Origin of the sequence: Pseudomonas sp. DCA-1 (genome assembly GCF_046523955.1) — a bacterium.
In the GTDB taxonomy this organism is placed as follows: domain Bacteria; phylum Pseudomonadota; class Gammaproteobacteria; order Pseudomonadales; family Pseudomonadaceae; genus Aquipseudomonas; species Aquipseudomonas putida_Y.
In genome coordinates, this window is the sequence record NZ_CP169881.1 from 1,588,790 (window position 1) to 1,611,526 (window position 22,737).

A 22,737-nucleotide genomic window follows, 5' to 3' on the forward strand; every position below is an offset into this window, starting at 1 on the left:
AGTATTGCCATGCAGCATCGAAGTAACCGCCAACGCGGCTTCACCCTCATGGAAATCATGGTGGTGATCTTCATCATCGGCCTGCTGATCGCCGTGGTTGCGCCCAGCGTGCTGGGCAACCAGGACAAGGCCATGAAGCAGAAGGTGATGGCCGACCTGGCCACCCTGGAGCAGGCACTGGACATGTACCGTCTGGACAACCTGCGCTTCCCCAGTAACGAACAGGGCCTGGCCGCGCTGGTGAAAAAGCCGGCTCAGGAGCCGCTGCCTCGGGCTTGGCGCAGTGATGGCTACGTGCGTCGCCTGCCGGAAGACCCGTGGGGCACCCCTTACCAGTACCGCATGCCCGGCGAACACGGCCGGGTCGATGTGTACTCGTTGGGCGCCGATGGCATGCCGGGTGGCGAAGGCCAGGATGCCGACCTGGGTAACTGGGCGCTGTAACCGGTGCGCGGTCAGCGTGGCTTCAGCCTGATCGAGCTGCTGGTGGTACTGGCCATCGCCGGGCTGATGACCGGGCTGGCGGTAGTCGGGCTCGGCAGTGGCCAGGCCCGTGTCGACCAGGCCTTGCAACGATTGGCGGCCGAGACTCGCGGCCAGGCCGCGCTGGCCCGGCATGCCGGGCAACTGCGCGGGCTGCGCTGGAATGGCCAGCGCCCGGAGTTCGTGCGCCGCGAGGCCAATGCCTGGGTGGTCGAAGCGGTGCCGCTCGGCGACTGGCCCAAGGGCCTGCACCCGGACTGGCCGGCCAGCCCGCAACCGCGCGTGCTGTTCACGCCGCATGGCTGGGCGCAGTCGGGTAGCGTGCGCTGGCGCTGGGCCGATGGCAGTCAGCAATGGGCCTGGAGCCGCACCGATGGCATGTGGGTAGTGCCATGAAGCAAACACAGCGTGGTTTCACTCTGCTGGAGGTGACCGTAGCCCTGGCGATCGCTGCCGTGCTGGCGGTGATCACCAGCCAGGTACTCCGCCAGCGGCTGGCTGTGCAGGACAACCTGCAACAGCACCGCCTTGGCTTGTTGTGCGCGCGTGAGCTGCAAGCACGCTTTGTCGTCGAGCAGTACTGGCCTGCCGAAAACCAGGTAGCCGGCGAGCTTGGGCAAGGTGGCCAACTGTGTCACTGGCAACTGCAACTGCGCCGCACCGGCGTGCGCGACCTGCGCCGTGGCGAGCTACAGCTGTTCGCCGACCGCGAGCAGCGCCTGCCACTGGGCCAGTACACCGTGTTTCTGGAGCGCCCATGAAACGCCACCAGGCAGGCCTGACCCTGATCGAACTGATGGTCGCTCTGGCCCTGACTGCCGTGCTTGGCATCATGCTGGCTGCCTTGGTCAACGGCTGGCTGAAGGTGCGCGAGCGCCTGCAGCACACCAATCAGCAAACCTCGGTGCTGGACTTTTGCCTGGCGCTGGAGCGGCGCTTCGACAGCCCGGTGCTGCGCCGTGTCTACGACCAGCGTCTGCCGTTGGCCAGTCGTTGGCTGGACTGGCAGCCCGCTAGCAACCAGTTGCTGTGGGTTGCCAGCACCGGCCTGCCGGCAGCCGAAGGTGGCTCGCGCCTGCAACGCCAGCGCCTGCGCTTCGAGGCCCGTGAGCAGCGCCTGCTGCTGGAAAGCTCGGCGGATTTGTACGCCGCCGTCGCCCCACGCTGGGTACAGCGCGAACGACTCGACCAGGTCAGCGCCATGAACGTTCTGTACTACCAGGGCGGCCGCTGGCTGGCCTGGCCTTCTGACCAACCGGTGCACCCAGGCCGTGGCGTGCGTCTGGAACTGCTGCGTGATGGAGCCCCCTATGTCTGCACCTTCGCCCTTCCATGGGGGCGCTCATGAAATTTGAATGGCGGCGGCGTACGCCGGCCCAGGCGTGGCTATTGCTGCGCCCGGGTGCTGTCTGGCACTGGGCGCTGGTCCAGGAGGGTATTTTGCAAAGCCAGGGGCAGGGTGAGCCACCGGCCAACCCGCAGGCCCATGTTGCGCTGGTTCTGCCTGCCGAAGCCTGCAGCCATTTTCGCGTGCCGGCCCCGCCCGGGCTCAAGCGCGAAGAATGGCCTTTGTTGCTTGAGGATCGATTGCTGCAGGCCCCGCATGAGGTGGCTTGTGCCTGCCTGGCCCGTGAACCCGGGCACCTTCGCCTGCTGGTAGTGGCGCGTCAGCAACTGGATGACTGGCGTGGCCAATGTGCCGCCTGGGGCTTGCAGGTGGTGCGCTGCTGGGCGGAGCTACAGTTGCTGCCGTTGCCCGAGCCAGGATGCGCCTGGCAATGGCAGCGTATGCCCGGCATGTCCTGTTACAAAGGGCTGGCCGAAGACGGACAGGAACACTGGCTGGCCTGGCCTGATGCCTTGGGTGGGGTGCCGCAGCCACCGTGGGCAGGGCTGCACAAGACGTCGCTGAGCGGCAACTGGCCCACCGTATTTGCGCCGCTCGACACATTACCCGGTCTGTTCGAACGCACCCGCAAAGTGCGCTCGTTGCCGGTGGCGTCCCACCAGCAGCAGCGGCTGCTGGCGGCTTGCCTGGTGCTGGCCGCCGTTTGGGGTGGTTTGTGGTTGAGCCAGCAATGGCGCCAGGCGCAACTCTGGCGCAGCCAGGTCATTGCCGTGACCGGCGAGCAGGCCAGCCCTCGGCACGCGGCGCAGGCCCTCAAGCGCCTGCGCGAGAGCGTACTGCAGCAGCAACTGCGTACACGTCAGCTAGACGACCTGCAGGCTCGCTTGCAGGCCTGGCTGCGGGCCAACCCTGATTGGCGCCTGCAAGCGGTGCGCTTCGATGGTCAGCGTTGGCACCTGCGCCTGGAGGGCGAGGGCAATGCGCCGCCATGGCGTGATATGGCGGCTGCCGCTGGCGCCACAGTGCAGGTTCAAGAAGGCCGGGTGATCTTCGACTTGGGAGCCGCCTCATGAACCGGGACTGGTTACAGCGTCATCGCTTCAAGTTCGCCTGGGGACTGATCGCTCTGCTGCTGGCCGTCCTGGCCCTGCGTGAAGGCGTTGCGCAATGGCGCGAGCTTGGCCAGTGGCGCGCGCTGGCCGAACAGGCGGCCAGCCTGCAAGGCGGGCCCGGTGTGAACCTGGAGCGGCTACGTCAGTCGGCCCAGGCCCGTGGGATCGAACTGACCGAAGTCGATACACAAGACAAGGCCTGGCAGCTGCGCGGGCAAGTGGCCGATGAGCGCATGCTGCAAGGCTGGCTGCAGAGCCTGCGTGCAGAAGGCGCACTGCCGTTGCAATGGGGGCTGGAGCAGCAGGGCAAGGCTTTGCGATTCGACCTGGTGGTGCAGCCATGAGCCGCAGAGCAGCAATGGCCTGTGTGCTATTGGTATTCGTGCTCACGCTGTTTATCGAGCTTCCGGCCAAGTGGTTGGTGCGTGCGTCCGGCCTGCCGATACGTGATGTCAGTGGAAGCCTTTGGCAAGGGCAGGCACAACAATGGGGGCCGGTCGGGCCTTTGCGCTGGACGCTGCAGCCCTGGCGCTTGCAGGCGAATGCGCAGGTGGGGTTCCAGGGCCAGGCCTGGCAGTTGCTTGCAGACGGCTGGCCTTGGCGTTGGCGGCTGGAGGTATCAGCCAAGGGGACTTTGGCGACGGTATCGACGGATTACCGCCTGGCCGGCCAGTGGCAGGGTGTGTTGAAGATGCAAGGGGCAGGGCGCCAATGCCAAGCCAGTGAAGGCCGCGTGATCGTAACCGACCTTGCGCTGAGCGACCCTTGGTCACTAGGCCTTGGGCACGGCTGGCTGGAAATGGACTGCCGCAGTGGCTGGCACCTGCGCGGGCAGTTAGCGCAGCAAGGGCAACATCAACTGGGCGTGGATGCCGACCTGCCAGGGCGCCGGGCGCAGGTGGTGTTCCAGCTGCAGCCTGAAGCGCCGTTGACGCCATTGTTGCGTGGGGCCCAATGGCTCGGGCCGCAGGCCCTGGCGGGGCAGCGAGACCTTCGTTGGTAAGCAACAACGTGGCGTGGCGCCCTGTAGATACGCTGTGGGCGGTCGAGCTTTTCTGAGGTGGTCGGGGCTGAACCGCTTGGTCTTATCAAATGGTTCAAACCGAGACGCAGGCGGCGCTTTGCGTGGCGCCGGCTGCGCCGGTGTTCGCGGGTGAACCCGCTCCTACAACGGCCTGTGCCAACAACCGATTTGTGTCCAACCGCCGATTTGCGTCCATCCCCGATCAGTGTAGGAGCGGGCTTGCCCGCGAAGACGGCAGATCAGGCAATCACGATCACTCGTCGTCGGCGGTCCCGTTGGCCCGCCAGTAGGCTGCAGCCTTTAGCGCGTCTTCCTTTACCCCTTTCTCCAGCAACAACGCCTTGGCCTGGCGAGTCAGGGCTTTCTCCAGCGCCACCCAGGCATACAGCTGGCCTTGCGGCAAGCTCAGGTTTCGCACCAGTGCCAACAAGTCTTCCTCTTGGCGACGTACCCAGATCACTTCCACCTGGGCCTTGCTTGGCAGCGGCTGGCGCTCCTGCTCGTCTTCTATCTGGATCACTGCCAGCACCTGGCGGCCGGCTGGCAACTCCTCCAGCCGACGGCCAATTGCCGGGATGGCAGTCTCATCGCCGATCAGCAGGTAGTTGTCGAAAATATCCGGTACCACCAGCGAGGCCCTTGGTCCGGCGATGTCCAGGGTTTGCCCGGGCGTGGCCTGTGCGGCCCAGGTAGAGGCAGGGCCGTCGCCGTGCAGCACGAAGTCGATGTCCAGCTCATTTGCCACCAGGTCGATGCGCCGTGGCGTGTACTCGCGCATGGTAGGCCGCGCGCCACCGTCCTTACCCAGATTACGGGCCTCGATGGCCTGTTGTTGCTCCGGCGTTTCGGCGAACAGCAGCTTGATATGGTCGTCGCTGCCCATGCTGGTAAAGCCTTGCAGCTCGGCACCCCCCAAGGTGATGCGGCGCATGCGCGGGGTCAGCTCGGTGACCCGAAGTACCTGCAGACGGCGCTGGCGGATCTCATGGTTTACGCGGTGAACGGTGTCACTCATTGGGCGTCTCCCTGAAAGGTTCGGTTGGCCCGGAGGCAATGGCCTTGGCGGCATGGTTGAGCAGGTCACGGACCCGTTCGATTTCTTCCGCGGTCCAGCGGCCGCTGTGCATGTGCAGTGCATGGCGCAGGTTGCCGACTGCTTCATGAATCTCTGGTGGGCGGTCGTGGCCGCGCAGGGCGCGTTTGCTGACCTCGATGCGCATGCGCACGCCATCCAGGGCTACCGCCTGATCCGCCAAGGCGCTGCGGCCGGCATCGGTGATGGCATACAGGCGTTTGCTGCCCTGCACCTGGCCGCTGATCAGCTCGGCTTCTTCAAGAAAGTTCAGCGTGGGGTAGATCACCCCGGGGCTTGGGCTGTAGCTGCCTTCGAACAGGTTTTCGATCTGGCGGATCAGGTCGTAACCGTGGCCGGGTTGCTCGGCCAGCATGTCCAGCATCAGCAGCTTGAGGTCACCAGGGGCGAAGACCCGCGGGCCGCGTTCGCCACGGCCGGGGCGCCGCTCGAAGGGGTCATGAGGGTGATGTTCGCGCATAAGAATAGGGCTCTGTCGTTTGCGATATATCGTAAGATATTACTCAAGATATATCTAATGACAAGCCTTTAAATGCTGATGATTATCATCTACTCAGTCGATGTGTTACCTGTCGGCGGCGGTGTGTGCAGGGCAACCTGTGGCGGTTTGCACTCATTCGGGTTGCCTGGCTGCAGGTATGGCATGAGGATCGGTGCCATGCCCTTGAGCACCTGCACCGGCAGCGCCGAGGTAAATTTGAACGCTTCTGCCGTGCGACCCGGCACGAAGGCGGTCAGCGTGCCGAAGTGGTTGTCGCCGAGGAAGAACACGAAGGTGGCGGTGCGGTTCAGCGAGCGCGAACCGATCAGCCGGCCGCCGGCGCCGAAGCTTTCGATTCGGTTGTCACCGGTACCGGTCTTGCCGCCCATCACCAGTGGCGTGCCGTCCTGTAGCTTGAAGCTGCCGGAAATACGCCGCGCGGTACCTGCGTCGACCACTTGCGACATGGCGCCTTTGAGCGCACGTGCCACTTCGACCGGCAGAATTCGCACGCCCCGGTCCGGGTCTGTGATCAACTTGGTCTCGTAGGGTGTATTGGCTGCAAAGTGCAGGGTATCGATGCGCAGGGTTGGTAGGCGAATGCCGTCGTTCTGGATGATCCCGACCAGTTCCGAGAGGGCAGCGGGGCGATCGCCGGAGCTGCCGATGGCGGTGGCCAATGAGGGCACCAGGTGGTCGAATGGATAGCCCACGCGTTTCCAGCGCTGGTGGATATCGAGGAAGGCTTCGATTTCGACCATGGTGCGGATACGGCTGTCTCGGGCGCTCTGGTGGCGGCTCTTGAACAGCCAGCCATATACCTCCTGGCGCTCGAAACGGCTGGCATTGACCATCTCGGTCAGTGTCGAGCTTGGGTGCTTCAGCAGGTAGCCAAGCAGCCAAAGGTCCAGCGGGTGAACCTTGGCGATGTAACCTTGGTCGGGCAGGTCGTACTTGCCTGGGCCGTAAGCAGCGTACATCTCTGACAGACGGCCATCGGTCAGTTTGCCCAACACTTTCTTGTTACCGTTGAGGTGGGCACGCACGAATGCGTTGAACGTTTCCTGGCCTGCCTCGGGGAACAGGTAGCGGTGTACTGCCGCTAACCGCTGTGGGGTCACGCGCATGCTGTCGAGGAACGTGTCCAGGCGTTGTTGCGAGGTTTTACGCTGGTACTTCTTCCAGAAGCGCATCAGGTACTTGGTGCCCTCCTTGTCGGCGAAGCGCGCAAGGTACTCCTGACGGCGCGGGTCGGTGTCGTCCTTGAGCAGCGCCACGCGGTTGTACGGCTGCTGGTAAGTCACGTAGCGCACAAGGTCGCGCATCAGGCGGATGAACGGCAGGTTGATCGATTCGCGCAGTGCGTCTTTGAGTGTCGGGTTGCGGTTGTTGTCTTCCTTGCGGAAGTTGTTGAACACATGCATCCCGCCGCCAGTGAAGAACGCTTCGCCGGTGTTGGCCGAGTACTTGCGTTCCAGCGCGGCGTCGAGCATGGCGTCCAGGCTCTGGTTTTTGCTGTTCTGTGCCAGCCATTCCAGCGACCATTGCGTGATGCGGTCGAGTTCGGCCACTTCGACCTTCTTCAGATCGGCGGCAGGTTTGCCCGCGTACTTGTCGTGCAGCTCGGCGATAATTTCCAGATAGGTGGTCAGTACCCGCAGCTTGGCGGTTGAGCCCAGTTCCAGCTTGCTGCCTTCATTGATGTCGAAGGGCTGGTTGGTGCTGTCGGTCTGCACCCGTACCCGTGAGCCATCGGCGGTGCGCTCGAACAAGGTGAAGCTGTAGCTCACCTGGTCGGTGGTCTTGGCAGTGAGTAGCCGCTCGCCGATCAGGCCGATCTGTGCGGCAAACTCTGGGTCGGCAAGGTTTTTCAGGTACTGGCTGACCTGCAGTTGCAGGTCGGCCTGCAAGGTACTGGTGGCTGACAGGTCAAGGCGGTCAAGGTCGTACAGCGGGCGGTTGAGCATGGCCGACAGGCGGTTGCGTGCCAGGCTGATGCCCTTGTTGGTGATGATCGGTACGATGGTTGGCTGCGCTACCCAGTCGCGGTACACCGCCTTGCTGGCCAGCGCGGCATCGGCCAGCGGCTGATTGATGACCTTGTTGGCGGCAAGCACGCGAATGTGCGAGTCGGTGAGTTCGGCCAACTCGACCCGGCCCTTGGACAAGTAATACGAGGGGCGGCGCTGGGCAATCATCAGCGACAGTACCTGGCGCAGGGCCAGGCCGCGCGCGGCCATGCTCTCGGGGTCGGTGGCGGTGGCGTTCAGGGCCTGGTTGACCTGGTCGAAGTCGGCGCCGTACCACACCCGCAGGCCCTCGGCCATGCCATGTACCTCACCATGCCCAGGCACGGCCGACAGCGGTACGCTGTTGAGGTAGTCGCGCACGATGCGCTGGCGTGCCTCTGTGGTGTCGGGGCCGCCCTGATAGGCACGTACGCTGGCAGAAATCATCTGCCGGATCTTCTCCGCGCCCGACACCGTCAGGCCATCGGGTGAGTGGCGATATTTCTCCAGCTGTGTGGCCAGGGTGCTGCCGCCGGCAGACTGGCCGGGCAGGGCCAGGTACTTGGCGACCTGGCTGTAGGCGGCCTTGGCAAAGCGTGGCCAGTCCACGGCCGGGTTGTTACGTGGTTCGTTGGTATCCAACAGGTCGCGGTTCTCGATGAACAGCAAGCTGTTGACCATCACGGGAGGAATCGCCGCAAAGTCCGGGTACAGGTGCTGGGGGTAGTTGTACTGGTACAGCGTGTCGCCGCGGCAGTCGGTGATCGACAGGCCGGCCTGGATCTTCTCGATATAGGGAGCGAACAGCCCATGTTCGACGTAGTTCATCAGTGCGGGAGAGAACTTCACCTGTTCGCTGATGAGGTAGTCGCGCTTGAGCAGGCGTGGCAGGAATTCACCCAGGGCGCTATAGCCCAGGCGTTTGTCGAACGGCCCATCGCCGGGGTAGATGATGGCGTCGCTGGGACCAGGTTGCAGCGAGTAGGTCAGTGTACCGGCCAGTTTGCTGAACTCGCGCGATTGTAGTTCGGAGGTGCGGAACTCGTCGTACGCGGCAACGGCGATAACTACCAGTGCCACCAGCAGGGTGAGGAGGATCAGCCACCACCATAGCCGACGCTGACGGGGGGATTCAGGTTGTGGCGTCTCGGCCGGAGGTATCTCGGGTGCTTCCGTTCTGCTGGGTTCCGATTGCCACAGTGCGCCCATAGTCTTCTATCCGGCCAGGTGTTTTCGTCTTGCTTGTCTGAAGCTTAGACGTTGAGTGGATAGGGTGAAAAATTTGTAAGAAGAAGGGAAAAGTGGCGTAGGGCTATGCGGCTTTGGTGTGGGTTTCCTCAACGGACGATGTTGCTATGGTGCCTTGGCGATTTTTGGGGGGCGCAGCGGCCCCAGAGTTCTAGCCAAATTTCTGCATATATACAGTGAAAACTCCTACAACGGTCTTCCTATACTGCTGGCCCCCTTCGCCCTGCCGGGCGCTCTAGTCCGGCACATGGGCCGGCTCACAAGGCCGGCCTGGCAAGCCAACGCCACGCCTATCGGCATGGTCGCGGCTGCACGGAGGTCAAATCCAATAACAAAATGAGGTTGTATTGCTATGCCAGTCGGCAACCACTCTGCCCACGGCCAGGCCACTGAAGGCGGCCCGCTCAAGCGTGAACTGGGCGAACGGCACATCCGCCTGATGGCGCTGGGCGCCTGTATCGGTGTCGGTCTTTTCCTCGGTTCGGCCAAGGCGATCGAAATGGCCGGCCCGGCCATCATGTTGTCCTACATCATCGGTGGCCTGGCCATCCTGGTGATCATGCGCGCGCTTGGTGAAATGGCCGTGCACAACCCTGTCGCCGGCTCTTTCAGCCGTTATGCCCAGGATTACCTCGGCCCATTGGCGGGCTTCCTGACCGGCTGGAACTACTGGTTCCTGTGGCTGGTGACCTGTGTTGCCGAAATTACTGCAGTGGCCATCTACATGGGCATCTGGTTCCCCGACGTACCGCGCTGGATCTGGGCCCTGGCGGCGCTGGGCAGTATGGGCGCGGTCAACCTGGTGGCGGTGAAGGCTTTTGGTGAGTTCGAGTTCTGGTTCGCGCTGATCAAGATCGTCACCATCATCGCCATGGTTCTTGGCGGCATCGGCATCATTGCCTTCGGCTTTGGCAATGACGGTGTCGCAGTCGGTATCTCCAACCTGTGGAGCAACGGCGGGTTCATGCCCAATGGTGTGACTGGCGTGCTGATGTCGCTGCAGATGGTGATGTTCGCCTACCTGGGCGTGGAAATGATCGGCCTCACCGCAGGTGAAGCACGCAACCCGCAAAAGACCATTCCGCAGGCCATCGGCTCGGTGTTCTGGCGCATCCTGCTGTTCTACGTCGGTGCGTTGTTCGTGATCCTGTCGATTTATCCGTGGAACGAAATCGGCAGTCAGGGCAGCCCGTTCGTCATGACCTTCGAGCGTCTCGGCATCAAGACCGCCGCCGGCATCATCAACTTCGTGGTCATCACAGCGGCGCTTTCGTCGTGCAACGGCGGCATCTTCAGCACCGGGCGCATGCTCTATAGCCTGGCGCAGAATGGCCAGGCCCCGGCGGCCTTCGCCCGTACCTCGAAGAACGGCGTGCCACGCAATGCGCTGCTGCTGTCGATCGGCGCGTTGCTGTTGGGCGTGCTGGCCAACTACCTGGTGCCTGAAAAGGTCTTCGTCTGGGTAACCTCGATCGCCACCTTCGGTGCGATCTGGACCTGGGTGATGATCTTGCTGGCACAGCTGAAGTTCCGCGCCGGCCTTACCACTGCCGAGCGCAAGGCATTGAAGTACCGCATGTGGCTGTGGCCGCTGAGCTCGTATCTGGCGCTGGCCTTCCTGGTGCTGGTGGTCGGGCTGATGGCGTACTTCGAGGATACGCGTGTGGCCCTGTACATCGGCCCGGCGTTCCTGGTGCTGCTGACGGTGCTGTATTACACGCTCCGCCTGGCGCCGAAAGACGCACAAGGTGCGACGAGTACCGCCTCCTGATCTGACGTGGGGCCGCTTTGCGGCCCCAGCGTTCCGTCAGGCCGCCACTTCGCTGTGCGGCTCGAAACTGTCCGCCCGGGCCAGTTGCCACATCCGCGAATAGAACTGCCCGTTCACCTCGCCGGTCAGCAACTCACCTGGCTTCAAGAACACATGCATCTGCGAGAACAGCTTGATCTCGGTGGCCGAAATGCGCCGCACCAGGTGCTTGGCCTCCAGTTGAGCCGGGTGCTCCAGGCCTGCCGCCGCGAGCATTTCCGCCAAGGCACGCAACGTGTTGTGATGGAAGTTCAGCACCCGCTGGGCTTTGTCGGGCACCACCAGCGCACGCTGGCGCAGCGGATCTTGCGTGGCCACGCCGGTCGGGCACTTGTTGGTGTGGCAGCTTTGCGACTGGATGCAGCCGATGGCGAACATGAAGCCGCGTGCCGAGTTGGCCCAGTCGGCGCCAATGGCCAGCACGCTGGCGATGTCGAAGGCGCTGACAATCTTGCCGCTGGCGCCCAGCTTGATTTTGTCGCGCAGGTTCAGGCCGACCAGGGTGTTGTGCACGAACAGCAGGCCTTCACGTAGTGGCACCCCGATATGGTCGGTGAACTCCACAGGCGCTGCGCCGGTGCCGCCTTCCTTGCCATCGACGACGATGAAGTCGGGCAGGATGCCGGTTTCCAGCATGGCCTTGGCGATGCCCATGAATTCCCACGGGTGACCCAGGCAGAACTTGAAACCCACCGGCTTGCCGCCGGACAGTTCACGCAACTGGGCGATGAACTGCATCATTTCGATCGGTGTCGAGAAGGCGCTGTGGCGCGACGGGGAGATGCAATCCTCGCCCATCAGCACGCCACGGGTTTCGGCAATTTCCTGGGTAACCTTGTGTTTGGGCAATATGCCGCCGTGGCCGGGCTTGGCGCCCTGGCTCATCTTGATCTCGATCATGCGCACCTGAGGGCTGCGCGCCTGGGCGGCGAAGCGTTCGGGATCGAAGCGCCCATCCGGCGTGCGGCACCCGAAGTAGCCGCTGCCCAGTTCCCACACCAGATCACCGCCGTGCTCGCGATGGTAAGGGCTGATGCTGCCCTCGCCGGTGTCGTGGTGGAAGTTGCCCAGCTTGGCGCCCTGGTTGAGCGCACGGATGGCATTGGCACTGAGCGAGCCGAAACTCATGGCCGAAATGTTGAAGATCGAGGCCGAATACGGCTGGCTGCACTGCGGCCCACCAACGATAACGCGGAAGCTGGCCGGGTCGGCCAGCGGTGCCGGGCGCATCGAGTGGCCGATAAACTCGAAACCGGATTCATATACGTCGATCAGGGTGCCGAAAGGTTTGTCCGAGGCTTCGTTCTTCGCCCGGGCATACACCAGCGAGCGTTGGGCGCGGGAGAATGGCAGAGCATCGCTGTCGGACTCCAGCAGGTACTGGCGGATTTCCGGGCGAATGGCCTCGACCAGATAGCGGATGTTGCCAAGAACCGGGTAGTTGCGGCGTACGGCGTGGCGCTGCTGCAGCAGGTCGAACAGGCCGACCAGGCTGAGGATGCCAGTGGTCAGGGTGAACGGCCACAACCATTCGTGGTGGCTGAAGGGGATGCTCGCCAGAGTGAACAGCACACAGGCGGCGAAGAAGGCATAACGACTGAGAAGTGACAGGCTCATACAGGGTCCTTGCGATGGCTCGGTCAGGCTCAGGGCCTGGGGGCAAACCCCGACCATAGCCAAGTTGCCGGGCACTGCAAAATAAAATCGGGGTAGCGCAAATCATTCTCGACCCGAGCCAAATTGCCTGGGCGCAACGCCAACCGCTGTAGGAGCGGGTTTACCGGCGAAGGGTCGGGCCTGCCGGGCAATCTCCACCCGCCGTTCACCGTTGCCGCCGCTACCATATTCGCGGGTAAACCCGCTCCTACAGGGTGTCGCGCAGCAGTTTTTGCCGCCAGCTTTCCTGCTCCTGTGCGGACGCCTCGATCAGATACGCGTAACGCCCTGCCATCCGCACCGCCACCGGTATTCCGTCGCGATACAGAAGCCGGTTGCCAATCACTGCCGGCACTTTCGCCCCCGGCAGCAACGAGCCGATCAGGTTCAGCGGGTCACTGGCGCTCACCACCTGCAGCGTTCCGTCCGGTTCACGTCGTCTCACTTGCCGCAGCAATACTACCGCCTCCGGCAAGGCGAACTGTTCACCGGCCAGCCCGGCAATGAAGCGCCCGCCCCTGATTTCGCCACGTGCTTCCAATCGGTGGTAGCAGCGCAGCAGCTCACGCCAGGGCGGCAGTACATCACTCTCGCGCGCCAACAGGCGCCAACAGATCACGCCATAGCGGCGCAGCAGCGTGCGGGCAATGTGCTCCAGGCGCTGGTCGTGCTCCGGTGGCGCAACGCTGCGGCGCAGCAGTGACCAGCGCCCGGCATGTGCCATGCTGCTGGAAAGTGGCGGGTGGCCACGGCGGCTGTTACGTGAGCTGCGCTTGGTTGCAGGCGTGATAAGGCTGCGCAAGCCAGTGAAGCTGTCCGCCCCGACCAGGCCTGAGCCCACTAGCTCCTGCAGTGCAGTTTCCAGTTCACTGGGCAGCAGATGTGCTTCATGTGCCAGTTCATCGAAGAACAGCGCCCCCAGGGTTTTCAGCGCTTCGTGCACACGTTGCGCACGTAGGCCAAGGGCGTCGACAGCAGGTGCGGGCGCCAGACTGCGCCACGTGTTCAACTGCTCCCGCGGCAGCAGCACCAGTGGGGTACTGGTCAACGTGCTGCTCGCCACTGTTGCCGCCAGCCGGCTCCAGGCAAACTGCCCGCTTCGGCAGGCTTCATCGAGCCAGTGCGGACTGTAGTCTTTGATACGCGCCGGAAGCAGTTCCGCCTCCCAGGCTGCTGCGGCGCTGGGGAACCCTTGTAACTGGACCAGCACTTCGGCCACCGCCTGCGGACCACGCAGGCGCTCGTCAGGCGCCAGGTGCTGCCAATCGAACAGAAAGTGCATGAAGTCTTGCAGGCTGACCGGTTCGATCTCGCGGCGCAGGCGTTTGACCGTGTAGCGGTGGATGCGTGCCAGCAAGTGGCGTTCGCACCATTGCAAGTCAGTTGTACCTGGGCTGAAATGCCCGCGCAGCACATAGCCTTCGGCTTCCAGGCGGGCCAGAGCCTGCTCGATATCGGTTACCGGTTTGCCCAATGGCGCAGCGATTTGCGCCAGGGTCTGCGGGCCATGGCCGCTCAGGCGGGCGCGCAGCAGTTCGCTCAGTGCGTTGTCGGGTTCGATGGGCTGGTCGAAGCCAGCGAGCCGTTCGAACGCTGGCTCCATGTGCGCTGTGGGGTACAGGGCCAGCAGCAGGCTCAGGCGTTCGCGGGCCAACCAGAGCTTGTCATCGGGCAGACGCAAGGCACGCCCGGCCTTGGCCAGCTGCCTTAGCAACAAATCCCAGCAGGGGTTGGCATCTACCTCGATCTGACCGATGGCACCCAGGCTCATCAATGCTTCGTGCATTTCGTCGGGATTGGCCGGCTGTGGCCAGGCCTCGGCCGCGACGGCAGCAATGGCATCAGCGTCCAGTGCGCCCAGGTCGTCGCTACTGTGCACGTCGTTCCAGCGCCGGTTGAGTACCGCCTGGGTACGTCGTTCTTCCAGTGGTGCATCGTCCAGAAAGGCATAAGGCCGGGCGTTGAGAATCGCTGATGCCAGCGGCGAGGGGGCGGGCAAGTCCCTGCACAGCAAGCGCACTGCACCGCTTTCCATGCGCCGCAGCAGGGCCAGCCAGCCTTCGCTGTCCATTGCTTCGTGCAGGCAGTCGTCGAGGGTTTGCTCGACCAGCGGGTGGTCGGGAATCTGCCGCTCGCCGACGATGTTCTCCAGGCAGGCGATCTGGTCGGGAAACACAGCGGCAATCAGGTCTTCGCTTTTCATGCGCTGGATTTGTGGCGCCACCTTGCGTCCGCCCACAAAGCGCGGCAGTGCCATGGCCACGCCTGCGTTCCAGCGCCAGCGCACGCCGAACAGCGGTGCATCGAGCAGGGCCTGGATGAGGATCGGCTCGGCGCTGCGGCTGTTCAGGTAACGCCACACTTCGTCCAGCTCGAAACTGTGGCTGGTCGACAGTGACAACACGATGGCGTCCTCGCTGGCGGCAGCCTGCAGCTCGAAGTTGAAGGTGCGGCAGAAGCGTTTGCGCAGGGCCAGGCCCCAGGCGCGGTTGATACGGCTGCCGTAGGGCGAATGAATGATCAGTTGGGTCCCGCCGGACTCATCGAAAAAGCGTTCCATCACCAGCGTATCCTGCGAGGGCAGGGCGCCAAGCACTTCACGGGTGCGGGCCAGGTAGTCGAGTAACTGGCCTGCACTGGCTTCGTCCAGTTCGAAGGTCGCCTGCAACCAGGCCAGTACCTCGACCGTGTCGCCGCCTGCCAGCGCCAGTTGCTGGTCTATTCGCGCCTGCAACCGGGCTACGGCGGCAGACAGCTCGTCACTGCGCCCCGGCGCTTCACCCAGCCAGAACGGAATGGTCGGCGGCAGGCCGTGAGCATCCTCTACCCGCACCCGGCCCGGCTCTACGCGCAGAATGCGATACGAGGCGTTGCCCAGCTGGAAAATATCGCCGGCAATGCTTTCCACGGCAAAGTCTTCATTGACGCTGCCAATGTTCAGCGCCTGCGGTTCCAGTAACACGGCGTAGTCAGCGTTGTCGGGGATAGTGCCGCCGCTGGTCAGCGCAGTCAGTTGGCTGCCACGTCGGGCACGCAGCGTGCCGGTCACTACGTCACGGTGCAAGTAGGCACTGCGCACACCCTGGCGGCCGTTGTAGCCCTCGGCGAGCATGCGCAGCAGGGCCTGGTAATGGTGCTGATCGAGCTCGGCGTAAGGTGTAGCCTGGCGTAGGCAATCCAGCAGAGCCTGTTCGTGCCAGGCCTGGTTGCTGGCTTCTGCGACGATCTGCTGGGCCAGTACATCCAGTGGCGCCCGGGGGATGTGCAGTTCGTCCAGTTCGCCCTGGCGAACGCAGTCAAGCAGGGCAACGCATTCGATCAGGTCATCGCGTGAGGTGGGGAACAGGCGCCCCTTTGGCACACCATCGACCTGGTGCCCAGCGCGGCCTACCCGTTGCAGGAAGGCGGCAATCGAGCCCGGCGAGGCGATCTGGCAAACCAGGTCGACATCGCCGATATCAATGCCAAGCTCCAGCGATGCGGTTGCTACCAGCACCTGGAGCTTGCCGCTCTTGAGCCGCTGCTCCGCATCCAGGCGCAGCTCCTTGGACAGGCTGCCGTGGTGCGCAGCAACCGCCTCTTTACCCAGCCGGTCGCTGAGGTGGCGGGTGATACGCTCGGCCAGGCGCCGGGTGTTGACGAATACCAGCGTGGTGCGGTGTTCACGGGCCAGGGTGGCCAAACGATCGTACACGAGGCCCCAGACGTCGGTAGCCATCACTGCCCCCAGCGGTACTGGCGGCACTTCGATAGCCAGATCGCGCTGGCGCGCATGGCCGACATCGACGATGGCGCAGGCACGCCCGCTCCCGACCAGAAACTGTGCCACACGCTCTACCGGCCGTTGCGTGGCGGACAGGCCTATACGCCGCAGTGGCCTTTTGCACAAGGCTTGCAGTCGTTCCAAGGTCAGTGCCAGGTGGGCGCCGCGCTTGTTGCCGGCCAGGGCGTGGATTTCATCGACGATCACGGTGTGCACGTTGGCCAGGCCTTCACGGCCAGAAGCGGAGCCCATCAGCACGTAAAGCGATTCGGGGGTCGTCACCAGAATGTGCGGGGCCAGCTTGCGCATGGCGGCACGTTCCTTTTGCGGTGTGTCGCCCGTGCGCACGGCCGTAGTGATACGTGGGGCGTTCAGGCCTTGGTCGGCGATGGCTTGGCTGATGCCTTCGAGTGGGGCCTGCAGGTTAAGACGGATGTCATTGGACAGGGCCTTCAGAGGTGAAATATAGATCACTAGAGTCTGTGCGGGCAGCTCGCCCTGGTGCTTCATGCCTTCGCGCAGCAGTTCGTCGAGCACGGCCAGAAAAGCGCTCAGGGTCTTGCCTGATCCGGTCGGCGCGGCCAGCAGCATGGATTGCCCGGCGTGGATCAATGGCCAGGCCTGGGCCTGGGCATCGGTTACCGTGGCGAAGTAGCGGCGGAACCAGGTGCTGACGGCAGGATGGAACAGCTCGAGCACCGGGTGGTGTTTGGCGGGCAGGTTCATGTGTTGTTTATGGAGGGTGTGCAACGGGTTGGCAAGGGGCCGCTCGTCTGTCAGGCCGGCACAGGAATGACCGGCCTTGTCAGGCCAATGACCCCATGGGATCCTCGCGAGTCAATTTTTTCAGCGAGCTCACCCATGCCCAACATCATCCGCATCGCCGCCGCCCTGCTGATCGACCCTCAGGGCCGCACCCTGCTGGTGCGCAAGCGTGGCACCGAGGCGTTCATGCAGCCAGGCGGCAAGATCGATGCCGGTGAAACGCCGGTACAGGCGCTGGTGCGCGAGTTGCACGAGGAACTGGGCCTGCGCATCGACCCGGCTCAGGCCATGCACCTGGGCCAGTTCAGTGCCCCCGCCGCCAACGAGCCCGGCTTCGAAGTGCAAGCCGAACTGTTCCGTGTCGACAGCGCCGCTGCCGTGGTGCCGGCCGCAGAGATCGAGGAGGTGGTCTGGCTGGCTGCAGATCAGGCGCCCGTCATGCAACTGGCCCCCCTGACCCGCGACTTGATCCTGCCGCTGTATCGCCAGGCGCTCAACGCACCGCGCTGACACCGTCGAGGGTGGCGAACGAGGTGTCCTTGGCCGTCAGCAAAAAGTCGCGCATATATGGGGCATCGAGCATGTCGGTGCGTACGGCGGCATAAAGCGTGGCAAACAGGCCTTTCTCGCCCAGGCGTTTGCCCTTCACATAGCCGCGCGAGCTGTACTCGTGCAGCGCCCAATGCGGCATGCCGCATACGCCACGGCCGCTGGCCACCAGTTGCATCATCATCACCGTCAGCTCCGAGGTGCGCACGGCAGCTGGCTCTATATCGGCCGGCTCCAGGAAGCGGGTGAAGATGTCCAGGCGATCGCGCTCCACCGGGTAGGTGATCAGCGTCTGGTCGAGCAAGTCTTGCGGCACGATGTAAGGCTTGCTGGCCAGCGGGTGCTGGTTGGCCACTGCCAGCATCGCCTCGTAGGTGAACAGCGGCACATAAGTGATGCCTGCCAGGTCCACCGGGTCGGAGGTAACCACCAGGTCAAGGTCGCCGCGGGCCAGGGCCGGCAGCGGGGCGAAGGCAAAGCCGGAGGCCAGGTCCAGTTCCACTTCCGGCCAGGCATCGCGGAACTGGTCGATGGTCGGCATCAGCCACTGGAAGCAGCTGTGGCATTCGATAGCCATGTGCAGGCGCCCGGCAGTGCCGCCGGCCAGGCGTGCGATGTCACGTTCGGCACCGCGCAGCAACGGCAGGGTGGCATCGGCCAGTTGCAGCAGACGCAGCCCGGCGCTGGTGAAGCGGATCGGCTTGGTCTTGCGCACGAAAATCGGGAGGCCCAGGCGCTCTTCCAGCTCCTTGAACTGGTGCGACAATGCCGACTGGGTCAGGTGCAGGCGTTCGGCGGCCTCCACCAGGCTGTCGGCTTCGCGCAGGGCATGAAGGGTTTTCAGGTGACGGATCTCCAGCACAGATGACTCCGGGGTGTGGAATTGAAGAAACAGGGAATGAGTTGAGTTTCCCTCATGATGCGGCATCTGTCGACTGGGCGATCGTCGCACCGTCTGGCGGAAGTCATGAAACTGTCACCGAACTGTGGCAGCGCGCCCGAACAGAATTCATCAGACTCGCGCTCTACTGGGGATCTGCATTCTGGTGTTTCTTTCATGCGGGCTTTTTGGCTTTTTCTTTTCTTCCTGCTGAGCGTACCGGCGAGTTCCGCCGAACAGCGCTGTGACGCCCATGTGCCGGTGCAGCGTGCCGAACTGGGTGCCGTCAGCCTGGTGTACCAGAGCGTCGGTGCGCCACGCGACCCGGCCTTGCTGCTGGTCATGGGCCTGGGCGGGCAGCTGATTCATTGGCCGGACGACGTGGTCGAGGCATTGTGCCGACAAGGTTTTCGGGTGATCCGCTATGACAACCGCGATGTCGGCCTGTCACGCTGGAACCAGGTGCCACCGCACGCCAACCTGACGCTCGAACTGTTGCGTTACAAGCTGGGCCTGCCTGTGTCGGCGCCCTATACGCTGACTGATATGGCCGATGACGGCTTGCGCCTGATGGACGCGTTGGGCGTGCGTCAGTTTCATGTATTGGGGGTGAGCATGGGCGGCATGATTGCCCAGCATCTGGCGGCGATGGCGCCCGAGCGTGTGCGCAGCCTGACGCTGATCATGTCCAGTTCAGGGGCTGCGGGTTTGCCGGCACCGGATCCGGCGTTGGTGCAGTTGCTGGCCCGGCGCAGCGCGCCGAACCGCGCAGTGGCTATCGAGCAGCAGGCCGACCTGCTGGCGGCTTTGGGCAGCCCGGAAGTACACGACGACCGTGACGTGTTGCTGCATCAGGCGGCGGAGGCCTACGACCGGGCGTTCAACCCGGACGGAGCCAAGCGCCAGATCATGGCGATACTGGCCGAGCCGAGTCGCGTGGAGTTGCTCAACCAGTTGCGAGTGCCGACCCTGGTGGTGCACGGTACGGCTGATCCGTTATTGCCGGTGATGCATGGCGTGCACCTGGCGGCGCATATTCAGGGTAGCCAATTGCGCTTGATCCCGGGGCTGGCGCACCGTTTTCAAGAGCCGTTCAAGGCGCCGCTGCTGGGGGCGGTGTTGCCTTATTTGCAGGCGCATAGGCAAGCGGTCACGCACATCGCTGGGCTCTGAATTTGCGCTGGCTGCTTCGCGGGCTTGCCCGCTCTCACAGGTGCTGCACCGATCTCAGGCTTTCCAGTTTGGGTTCAAGTCAGCCGAGGCCGTATTTTTTCACTTTGTCGAACAGCGTGGTCTTGGCCATGCCCAGCTCCTGGCTGGCCTGGCTCAGGTTGCCGCCAGTGCGTTGCAGGGCATCAGTGAGCAGGTTGCGTTCGAATGCTTCCACCGCCTCGGCAAAAAGCAGGCCTTGGTTGGCACCACCGCTGGGGCCTTTCTTGAACGCTGGCAGGCCGAGGGCATAGCGTTCGGCCACGTTACGCAACTCGCGCACGTTGCCCGGCCAGTCATGGGCCATCAGGCGCGACAGGGTCTGGCTGTCCAGTGTCGGTGTTTCGCGGTCGAAGCGCAGGGCCGACTGCTGCAGGAAATGTTCGAACAACTGCAGAATGTCTTCACGGCGCTCACGCAGCGGCGGCAGCTCCAGGGTTACCACGTTCAGCCGGTAATACAGGTCACTGCGGAACTGGCCGCTCTGGCCCAAGGCATCGAGGTCGGCCTTTGTCGCGGCGATCACCCGGCAATCCACCGGGATGCTCTGGTTCGAGCCCAGTCGCTCCAGAGTGCGCTCCTGCAGTACGCGCAGCAGCTTGATCTGCAGGTTGATCGGCATGCTCTCCACTTCATCGAGGAACAGCGTGCCGCCATTGGCGTGTTCGATCTTGCCGATGCGGCGTTTGCCGGCACCGGTGAAGGCGTTGGCCTCGTGGCCGAATATCTCGCTTTCAAACAGGTTTTCCGGCAGGCCGCCACAGTTCAGCGCCACGAACGGGTGGCTCTGGCGGCGGCTGAAGTCGTGCAGGCAGCGTGCGACCAGCTCTTTGCCGGTGCCGGTCTCGCCTTCGATCAGCACGTTGGCTGAGGTGTCGGCGACGTTGGCGATCAGTTCGCGCAAGTGCTCCATGGCCGGTGAGCGACCAATGATGCGTCCCTCCAGGCTGCTCTGTTCGGCCAGCTGGCGGCGCAGGGCCACCACTTCGCGTGACAGCCCGCGCTGTTCCAGCGCGCGGCGTACCACGTCGACCAGGCGCTCGGGGGAGAACGGTTTTTCCATGAAGTCATAGGCGCCGTTACGCATGGCGCCTACGGCCATGTCGATATCGCCATGACCAGTGATCAGCACCACTGGCAGGCTGCGGTCACGGGCCTTGAGGCGATTGAGCAGCTCCAGGCCATCAATACCCGGCAGGCGGATATCGCTGACGACAATGCCGGCGAAATCGTCGCCGATGCGTTCCAGCGCCTGTTCGGCGCTGCCTACGCCCTCGCAGGCGATATCCTCCAGGGCCAGCGCCTGCTGGCAGCCGAGCAGCACATGCGGGTCGTCTTCGACGATCAGGACGGTAAGAGGCGCTTGGTTCATGGATGCTCTGCCGATTCGCTAGGGGGTGAAACCAGAGGCAGGGCCAGGACAAAGGCCGTGCCGCCGGTGGCGGGATGCTCGACGTTGAGGCTTCCCTTGGCGGCGGCGGCAAGGCTCGCCGACAGGGTCAGGCCCAGGCCCAGGCCATGCTCGCCCGGTTTGGTGGTAAAGAAGGGTTCGAACAGGTGCTTGCGCGCCTCGGCGTCGATGCCATGGCCATTGTCGCGCACCTGCAAACGGTACTTGTCGCCCTGCAACTCGCCTTCCAGCCACAGCTCAGGCTGCGGTTGCGCGGCCATGGCGTCAAGGGCATTCCCGATCAGGTTGACCAGAATCTGCTCCAGGCGGGTCTGGTCGATGGCCAGTTGCTGGTCCTCGAACTGGTGGTGCAATTTCAGGTGACAGGCACTGATGCGGTTGGCCAACACTTGCAGGGTGGCCTCCACCGCCTTGGCCAGTGAAGCCTGGCCGCTGTCATCGCCGCGCCGGGCAAATGAGCGCAGGCTGGCGGTGATGCGGCCCATGCGGTCGATCAGGTCATTCATGGTGCGCAGGTTGGTACTGGCGGTCTCCAGCGCCCCGCGCTCGAGGAAGCGCACAGTATTGCCAGACAAGGTGCGCAACGCGGCCAGTGGCTGGTTCAGCTCGTGGGCAATGCTGGTGGACATTTGCCCGATGGCGGCCAGCTTGCCCGCCTGCACCAGCTCATCCTGGGCGTGGCGCAAGGTTTGCTCGGCATGCCGGCGCTCGCGAATCTGGCCCTTCAGGCGTTCGTTGCTGGCGCGCAGGTCGGCGGTGCGTTCGGCAATCCGCCGCTCCAGCTGGCTGTTGGCTTCTTCAAGGGCTTCGCGGGCCGCCAGGCGGGTGGCGATCACCTTGCGCCGCTCGTTCCAGGCAATGCCGAGGATCGCCAGCAAGGCAAAGGCCACGCCCACCAGGATGCCCTGCACCATGGATTCGCGACGCAGGTCTTGCAGTGGGGTCAGCAGGGTGAAATGCCAGGGCGTGTCCACCAGGCGCCTGGTTTGCGCCAGGTAGGCCACTTCGTGCGGTTTGCCATGAGCGGTTTCGGTGTTGGCGGGGAAGGTCAGTTTTTCCACACCGTCGGCCAGGGTCTCCCGGGCCAGAGGCTGCAGTTCGTTCAGCGGCCACCAGTAGTACTGCAGGCTTCGCGCCAGGCGCTCCTTGATTTGCGGGGTCAGCGGGCGCACCGACTTAAGGCGCCGGGCCGGGTCACTGGAGAGGATGATGATGCCATTTTCGTCGCTGACGAACGCTTCCAGGCGGGCGCGCTGCCAGCGCTCCTCGAGGGTGTCCAGGCGCACTTTGATCACTGCAACGCCTATGATCTTGCCGTGCTCCTCAAGCCCGTGGGCCAGGTAATAGCCGGCCTCGCCAGTGGTACTGCCGATGCCGTAGAACCGCCCGGGTTCGCCGCGCACGGCTGTCTGGAAGTAGGCGCGGAACGACAGGTCTTCACCCAGGAACGAGTCGGCATCGCGCCAGTTGCTGGTGGCCTGCACCCGGCCATTGGTGTCGAGGACGAAGATGGCCCGACTGCGGCTGCGACGGTTCAGGCCTTCAAGGTATTCGTTGACCGTCTGGCGTGAGCCGCCGTCCGGGTCGGTGAGCAGGTGCGAGACGCTGTCTTCCAGTTCCAGCAGGCTCGGCAAGTAGGTGTACTTGCTGATTTCGCTTTCGACCGTACGTGCGTGCAGCTCCAGCTGGCGTTCGCCGTTTTCGCTGAGGGTGCGGATACCATTGCTCTCGCTGATCAGGTAGCCAGCCATTCCCAGGCCGACCATCAGCAGGATGATCAGTGGCGGTAACAGCAATTGACGGATCAGGCGGGAATTCACGGCAGGCTTGGCAGGGCGAAGTAGCGAGGGGTCGCATTTCATCACAGTGGCCTTGTAACGACCAGCTTCCGCTGCC

At 63.7% G+C, this 22,737-nt stretch carries 18 protein-coding genes; 10 read left to right on the forward strand and 8 right to left on the reverse strand.

The window, feature by feature from the left end; translation table 11 throughout:
- The first annotated feature begins 9 nt into the window (after positions 1-9).
- Genes gspG through gspN form a run of 7 tightly spaced genes read left to right on the forward strand, consistent with a single transcriptional unit; the run spans position 10 to position 3,946 of the window.
- Positions 10-444 (forward strand): type II secretion system major pseudopilin GspG, encoded by a 435-nt coding sequence (gspG, locus tag ACE4QZ_RS07640; RefSeq protein ID WP_103443556.1) that lies wholly within the window; start codon positions 10-12, stop codon positions 442-444.
- Between the two features lie 3 nt (positions 445-447).
- Entirely contained in the window at positions 448-879 is a 432-nt protein-coding gene (gene gspH / locus ACE4QZ_RS07645) for a type II secretion system minor pseudopilin GspH (RefSeq protein ID WP_021781940.1), read from the forward strand.
- On the forward strand, positions 876-1,244 hold the full coding sequence (locus ACE4QZ_RS07650; RefSeq protein WP_103443557.1) for a type II secretion system protein GspI: 369 nt from the start codon (positions 876-878) through the stop codon (positions 1,242-1,244). The genes gspH and ACE4QZ_RS07650 overlap by 4 nt, the downstream gene beginning before the upstream one ends.
- Positions 1,241-1,831, forward strand: coding sequence for a type II secretion system protein J (locus ACE4QZ_RS07655; protein WP_021781942.1), 591 nt, complete (start codon positions 1,241-1,243; stop codon positions 1,829-1,831). Before ACE4QZ_RS07650 ends, ACE4QZ_RS07655 begins: the two co-directional genes overlap by 4 nt.
- Entirely contained in the window at positions 1,828-2,904 is a 1,077-nt protein-coding gene (locus ACE4QZ_RS07660; RefSeq protein ID WP_258035548.1) for a GspL/Epsl periplasmic domain-containing protein, read from the forward strand. Before ACE4QZ_RS07655 ends, ACE4QZ_RS07660 begins: the two co-directional genes overlap by 4 nt.
- The gene (gene gspM, locus ACE4QZ_RS07665) at positions 2,901-3,287 is read left to right on the forward strand and encodes a type II secretion system protein GspM (protein ID WP_103443559.1); all 387 of its coding nucleotides are present in this window, start codon (positions 2,901-2,903) and stop codon (positions 3,285-3,287) included. The genes ACE4QZ_RS07660 and gspM overlap by 4 nt, the downstream gene beginning before the upstream one ends.
- Positions 3,284-3,946, forward strand: coding sequence for a type II secretion system protein N (gene gspN / locus ACE4QZ_RS07670; RefSeq protein WP_103443560.1), 663 nt, complete (start codon positions 3,284-3,286; stop codon positions 3,944-3,946). Before gspM ends, gspN begins: the two co-directional genes overlap by 4 nt.
- Positions 3,947-4,220: 274 nt before the next feature.
- Here gspN and ACE4QZ_RS07675 read toward each other — a convergent pair whose 3' ends face one another.
- From ACE4QZ_RS07675 to ACE4QZ_RS07685, 3 genes are all read right to left on the reverse strand, one after another.
- Positions 4,221-4,982 (reverse strand): siderophore-interacting protein, encoded by a 762-nt coding sequence (locus ACE4QZ_RS07675; protein ID WP_021781946.1) that lies wholly within the window; start codon positions 4,980-4,982, stop codon positions 4,221-4,223.
- Entirely contained in the window at positions 4,975-5,520 is a 546-nt protein-coding gene (locus tag ACE4QZ_RS07680; RefSeq protein WP_021781947.1) for a PadR family transcriptional regulator, read from the reverse strand. Before ACE4QZ_RS07680 ends, ACE4QZ_RS07675 begins: the two co-directional genes overlap by 8 nt.
- A gap of 89 nt (positions 5,521-5,609) precedes the next feature.
- Positions 5,610-8,759 (reverse strand): transglycosylase domain-containing protein, encoded by a 3,150-nt coding sequence (locus tag ACE4QZ_RS07685; protein ID WP_103463192.1) that lies wholly within the window; start codon positions 8,757-8,759, stop codon positions 5,610-5,612.
- A gap of 391 nt (positions 8,760-9,150) precedes the next feature.
- Here ACE4QZ_RS07685 and ACE4QZ_RS07690 point away from each other — a divergent pair, with 391 nt between their 5' ends.
- Complete coding sequence (locus ACE4QZ_RS07690; RefSeq protein WP_021781949.1) at positions 9,151-10,569, forward strand: amino acid permease; 1,419 nt, start codon at positions 9,151-9,153, stop codon at positions 10,567-10,569.
- Positions 10,570-10,605: 36 nt separating this feature from the next.
- Here the strand turns inward: ACE4QZ_RS07690 and ACE4QZ_RS07695 are convergent, their stop codons facing one another.
- A complete protein-coding gene (locus ACE4QZ_RS07695) occupies positions 10,606-12,225 on the reverse strand; it encodes an FMN-binding glutamate synthase family protein (protein WP_028697979.1) in 1,620 nt (539 codons plus the stop codon).
- Positions 12,226-12,472: 247 nt separating this feature from the next.
- Entirely contained in the window at positions 12,473-16,753 is a 4,281-nt protein-coding gene (locus ACE4QZ_RS07700; RefSeq protein WP_103463191.1) for a DEAD/DEAH box helicase, read from the reverse strand.
- Positions 16,754-16,888: 135 nt separating this feature from the next.
- Here ACE4QZ_RS07700 and ACE4QZ_RS07705 point away from each other — a divergent pair, with 135 nt between their 5' ends.
- On the forward strand, positions 16,889-17,302 hold the full coding sequence (locus ACE4QZ_RS07705; protein WP_021781952.1) for an NUDIX hydrolase: 414 nt from the start codon (positions 16,889-16,891) through the stop codon (positions 17,300-17,302).
- On the opposite strand, the gene metR is transcribed toward ACE4QZ_RS07705, so the two are convergent.
- Positions 17,286-18,203 (reverse strand): transcriptional regulator MetR, encoded by a 918-nt coding sequence (metR, locus tag ACE4QZ_RS07710; protein ID WP_021781953.1) that lies wholly within the window; start codon positions 18,201-18,203, stop codon positions 17,286-17,288. The two genes, ACE4QZ_RS07705 and metR, sit on opposite strands and share 17 nt — an antisense overlap.
- Positions 18,204-18,398: 195 nt before the next feature.
- Here metR and ACE4QZ_RS07715 point away from each other — a divergent pair, with 195 nt between their 5' ends.
- Positions 18,399-19,394 carry an alpha/beta fold hydrolase gene (locus ACE4QZ_RS07715; RefSeq protein WP_021781954.1) on the forward strand — a complete coding sequence of 332 codons (996 nt, stop codon included), beginning with the start codon at positions 18,399-18,401 and terminating at the stop codon, positions 19,392-19,394.
- Between the two features lie 79 nt (positions 19,395-19,473).
- Here ACE4QZ_RS07715 and ACE4QZ_RS07720 read toward each other — a convergent pair whose 3' ends face one another.
- Together ACE4QZ_RS07720 and ACE4QZ_RS07725 are read right to left on the reverse strand one after the other, a co-directional pair.
- Positions 19,474-20,751 carry a sigma-54-dependent transcriptional regulator gene (locus tag ACE4QZ_RS07720; protein ID WP_230065345.1) on the reverse strand — a complete coding sequence of 426 codons (1,278 nt, stop codon included), beginning with the start codon at positions 20,749-20,751 and terminating at the stop codon, positions 19,474-19,476.
- Between the two features lie 47 nt (positions 20,752-20,798).
- The gene (locus ACE4QZ_RS07725; protein ID WP_021781955.1) at positions 20,799-22,703 is read right to left on the reverse strand and encodes an ATP-binding protein; all 1,905 of its coding nucleotides are present in this window, start codon (positions 22,701-22,703) and stop codon (positions 20,799-20,801) included.
- Positions 22,704-22,737: the final 34 nt, after the last annotated feature.

Excerpts from the sequence above, each read along its gene's own strand:
- gspG (WP_103443556.1), top strand. The coding sequence starts at position 10 with ATGCAGCATCGAAGTAACCGCCAACGCGGCTTCACCCTCATGGAAATC.
- ACE4QZ_RS07650 (WP_103443557.1), top strand. The coding sequence starts at position 876 with ATGAAGCAAACACAGCGTGGTTTCACTCTGCTGGAGGTGACCGTAGCC.
- ACE4QZ_RS07655 (WP_021781942.1), top strand. The coding sequence starts at position 1,241 with ATGAAACGCCACCAGGCAGGCCTGACCCTGATCGAACTGATGGTCGCT.
- ACE4QZ_RS07660 (WP_258035548.1), top strand. The coding sequence starts at position 1,828 with ATGAAATTTGAATGGCGGCGGCGTACGCCGGCCCAGGCGTGGCTATTG.
- gspM (WP_103443559.1), top strand. The coding sequence starts at position 2,901 with ATGAACCGGGACTGGTTACAGCGTCATCGCTTCAAGTTCGCCTGGGGA.
- gspN (WP_103443560.1), top strand. The coding sequence starts at position 3,284 with ATGAGCCGCAGAGCAGCAATGGCCTGTGTGCTATTGGTATTCGTGCTC.
- ACE4QZ_RS07675 (WP_021781946.1), bottom strand. The coding sequence starts at position 4,982 with ATGAGTGACACCGTTCACCGCGTAAACCATGAGATCCGCCAGCGCCGT.
- ACE4QZ_RS07680 (WP_021781947.1), bottom strand. The coding sequence starts at position 5,520 with ATGCGCGAACATCACCCTCATGACCCCTTCGAGCGGCGCCCCGGCCGT.
- ACE4QZ_RS07685 (WP_103463192.1), bottom strand. The coding sequence starts at position 8,759 with ATGGGCGCACTGTGGCAATCGGAACCCAGCAGAACGGAAGCACCCGAG.
- ACE4QZ_RS07690 (WP_021781949.1), top strand. The coding sequence starts at position 9,151 with ATGCCAGTCGGCAACCACTCTGCCCACGGCCAGGCCACTGAAGGCGGC.
- ACE4QZ_RS07695 (WP_028697979.1), bottom strand. The coding sequence starts at position 12,225 with ATGAGCCTGTCACTTCTCAGTCGTTATGCCTTCTTCGCCGCCTGTGTG.
- ACE4QZ_RS07700 (WP_103463191.1), bottom strand. The coding sequence starts at position 16,753 with ATGAACCTGCCCGCCAAACACCACCCGGTGCTCGAGCTGTTCCATCCT.
- ACE4QZ_RS07705 (WP_021781952.1), top strand. The coding sequence starts at position 16,889 with ATGCCCAACATCATCCGCATCGCCGCCGCCCTGCTGATCGACCCTCAG.
- ACE4QZ_RS07715 (WP_021781954.1), top strand. The coding sequence starts at position 18,399 with ATGCGGGCTTTTTGGCTTTTTCTTTTCTTCCTGCTGAGCGTACCGGCG.
- ACE4QZ_RS07725 (WP_021781955.1), bottom strand. The coding sequence starts at position 22,703 with ATGAAATGCGACCCCTCGCTACTTCGCCCTGCCAAGCCTGCCGTGAAT.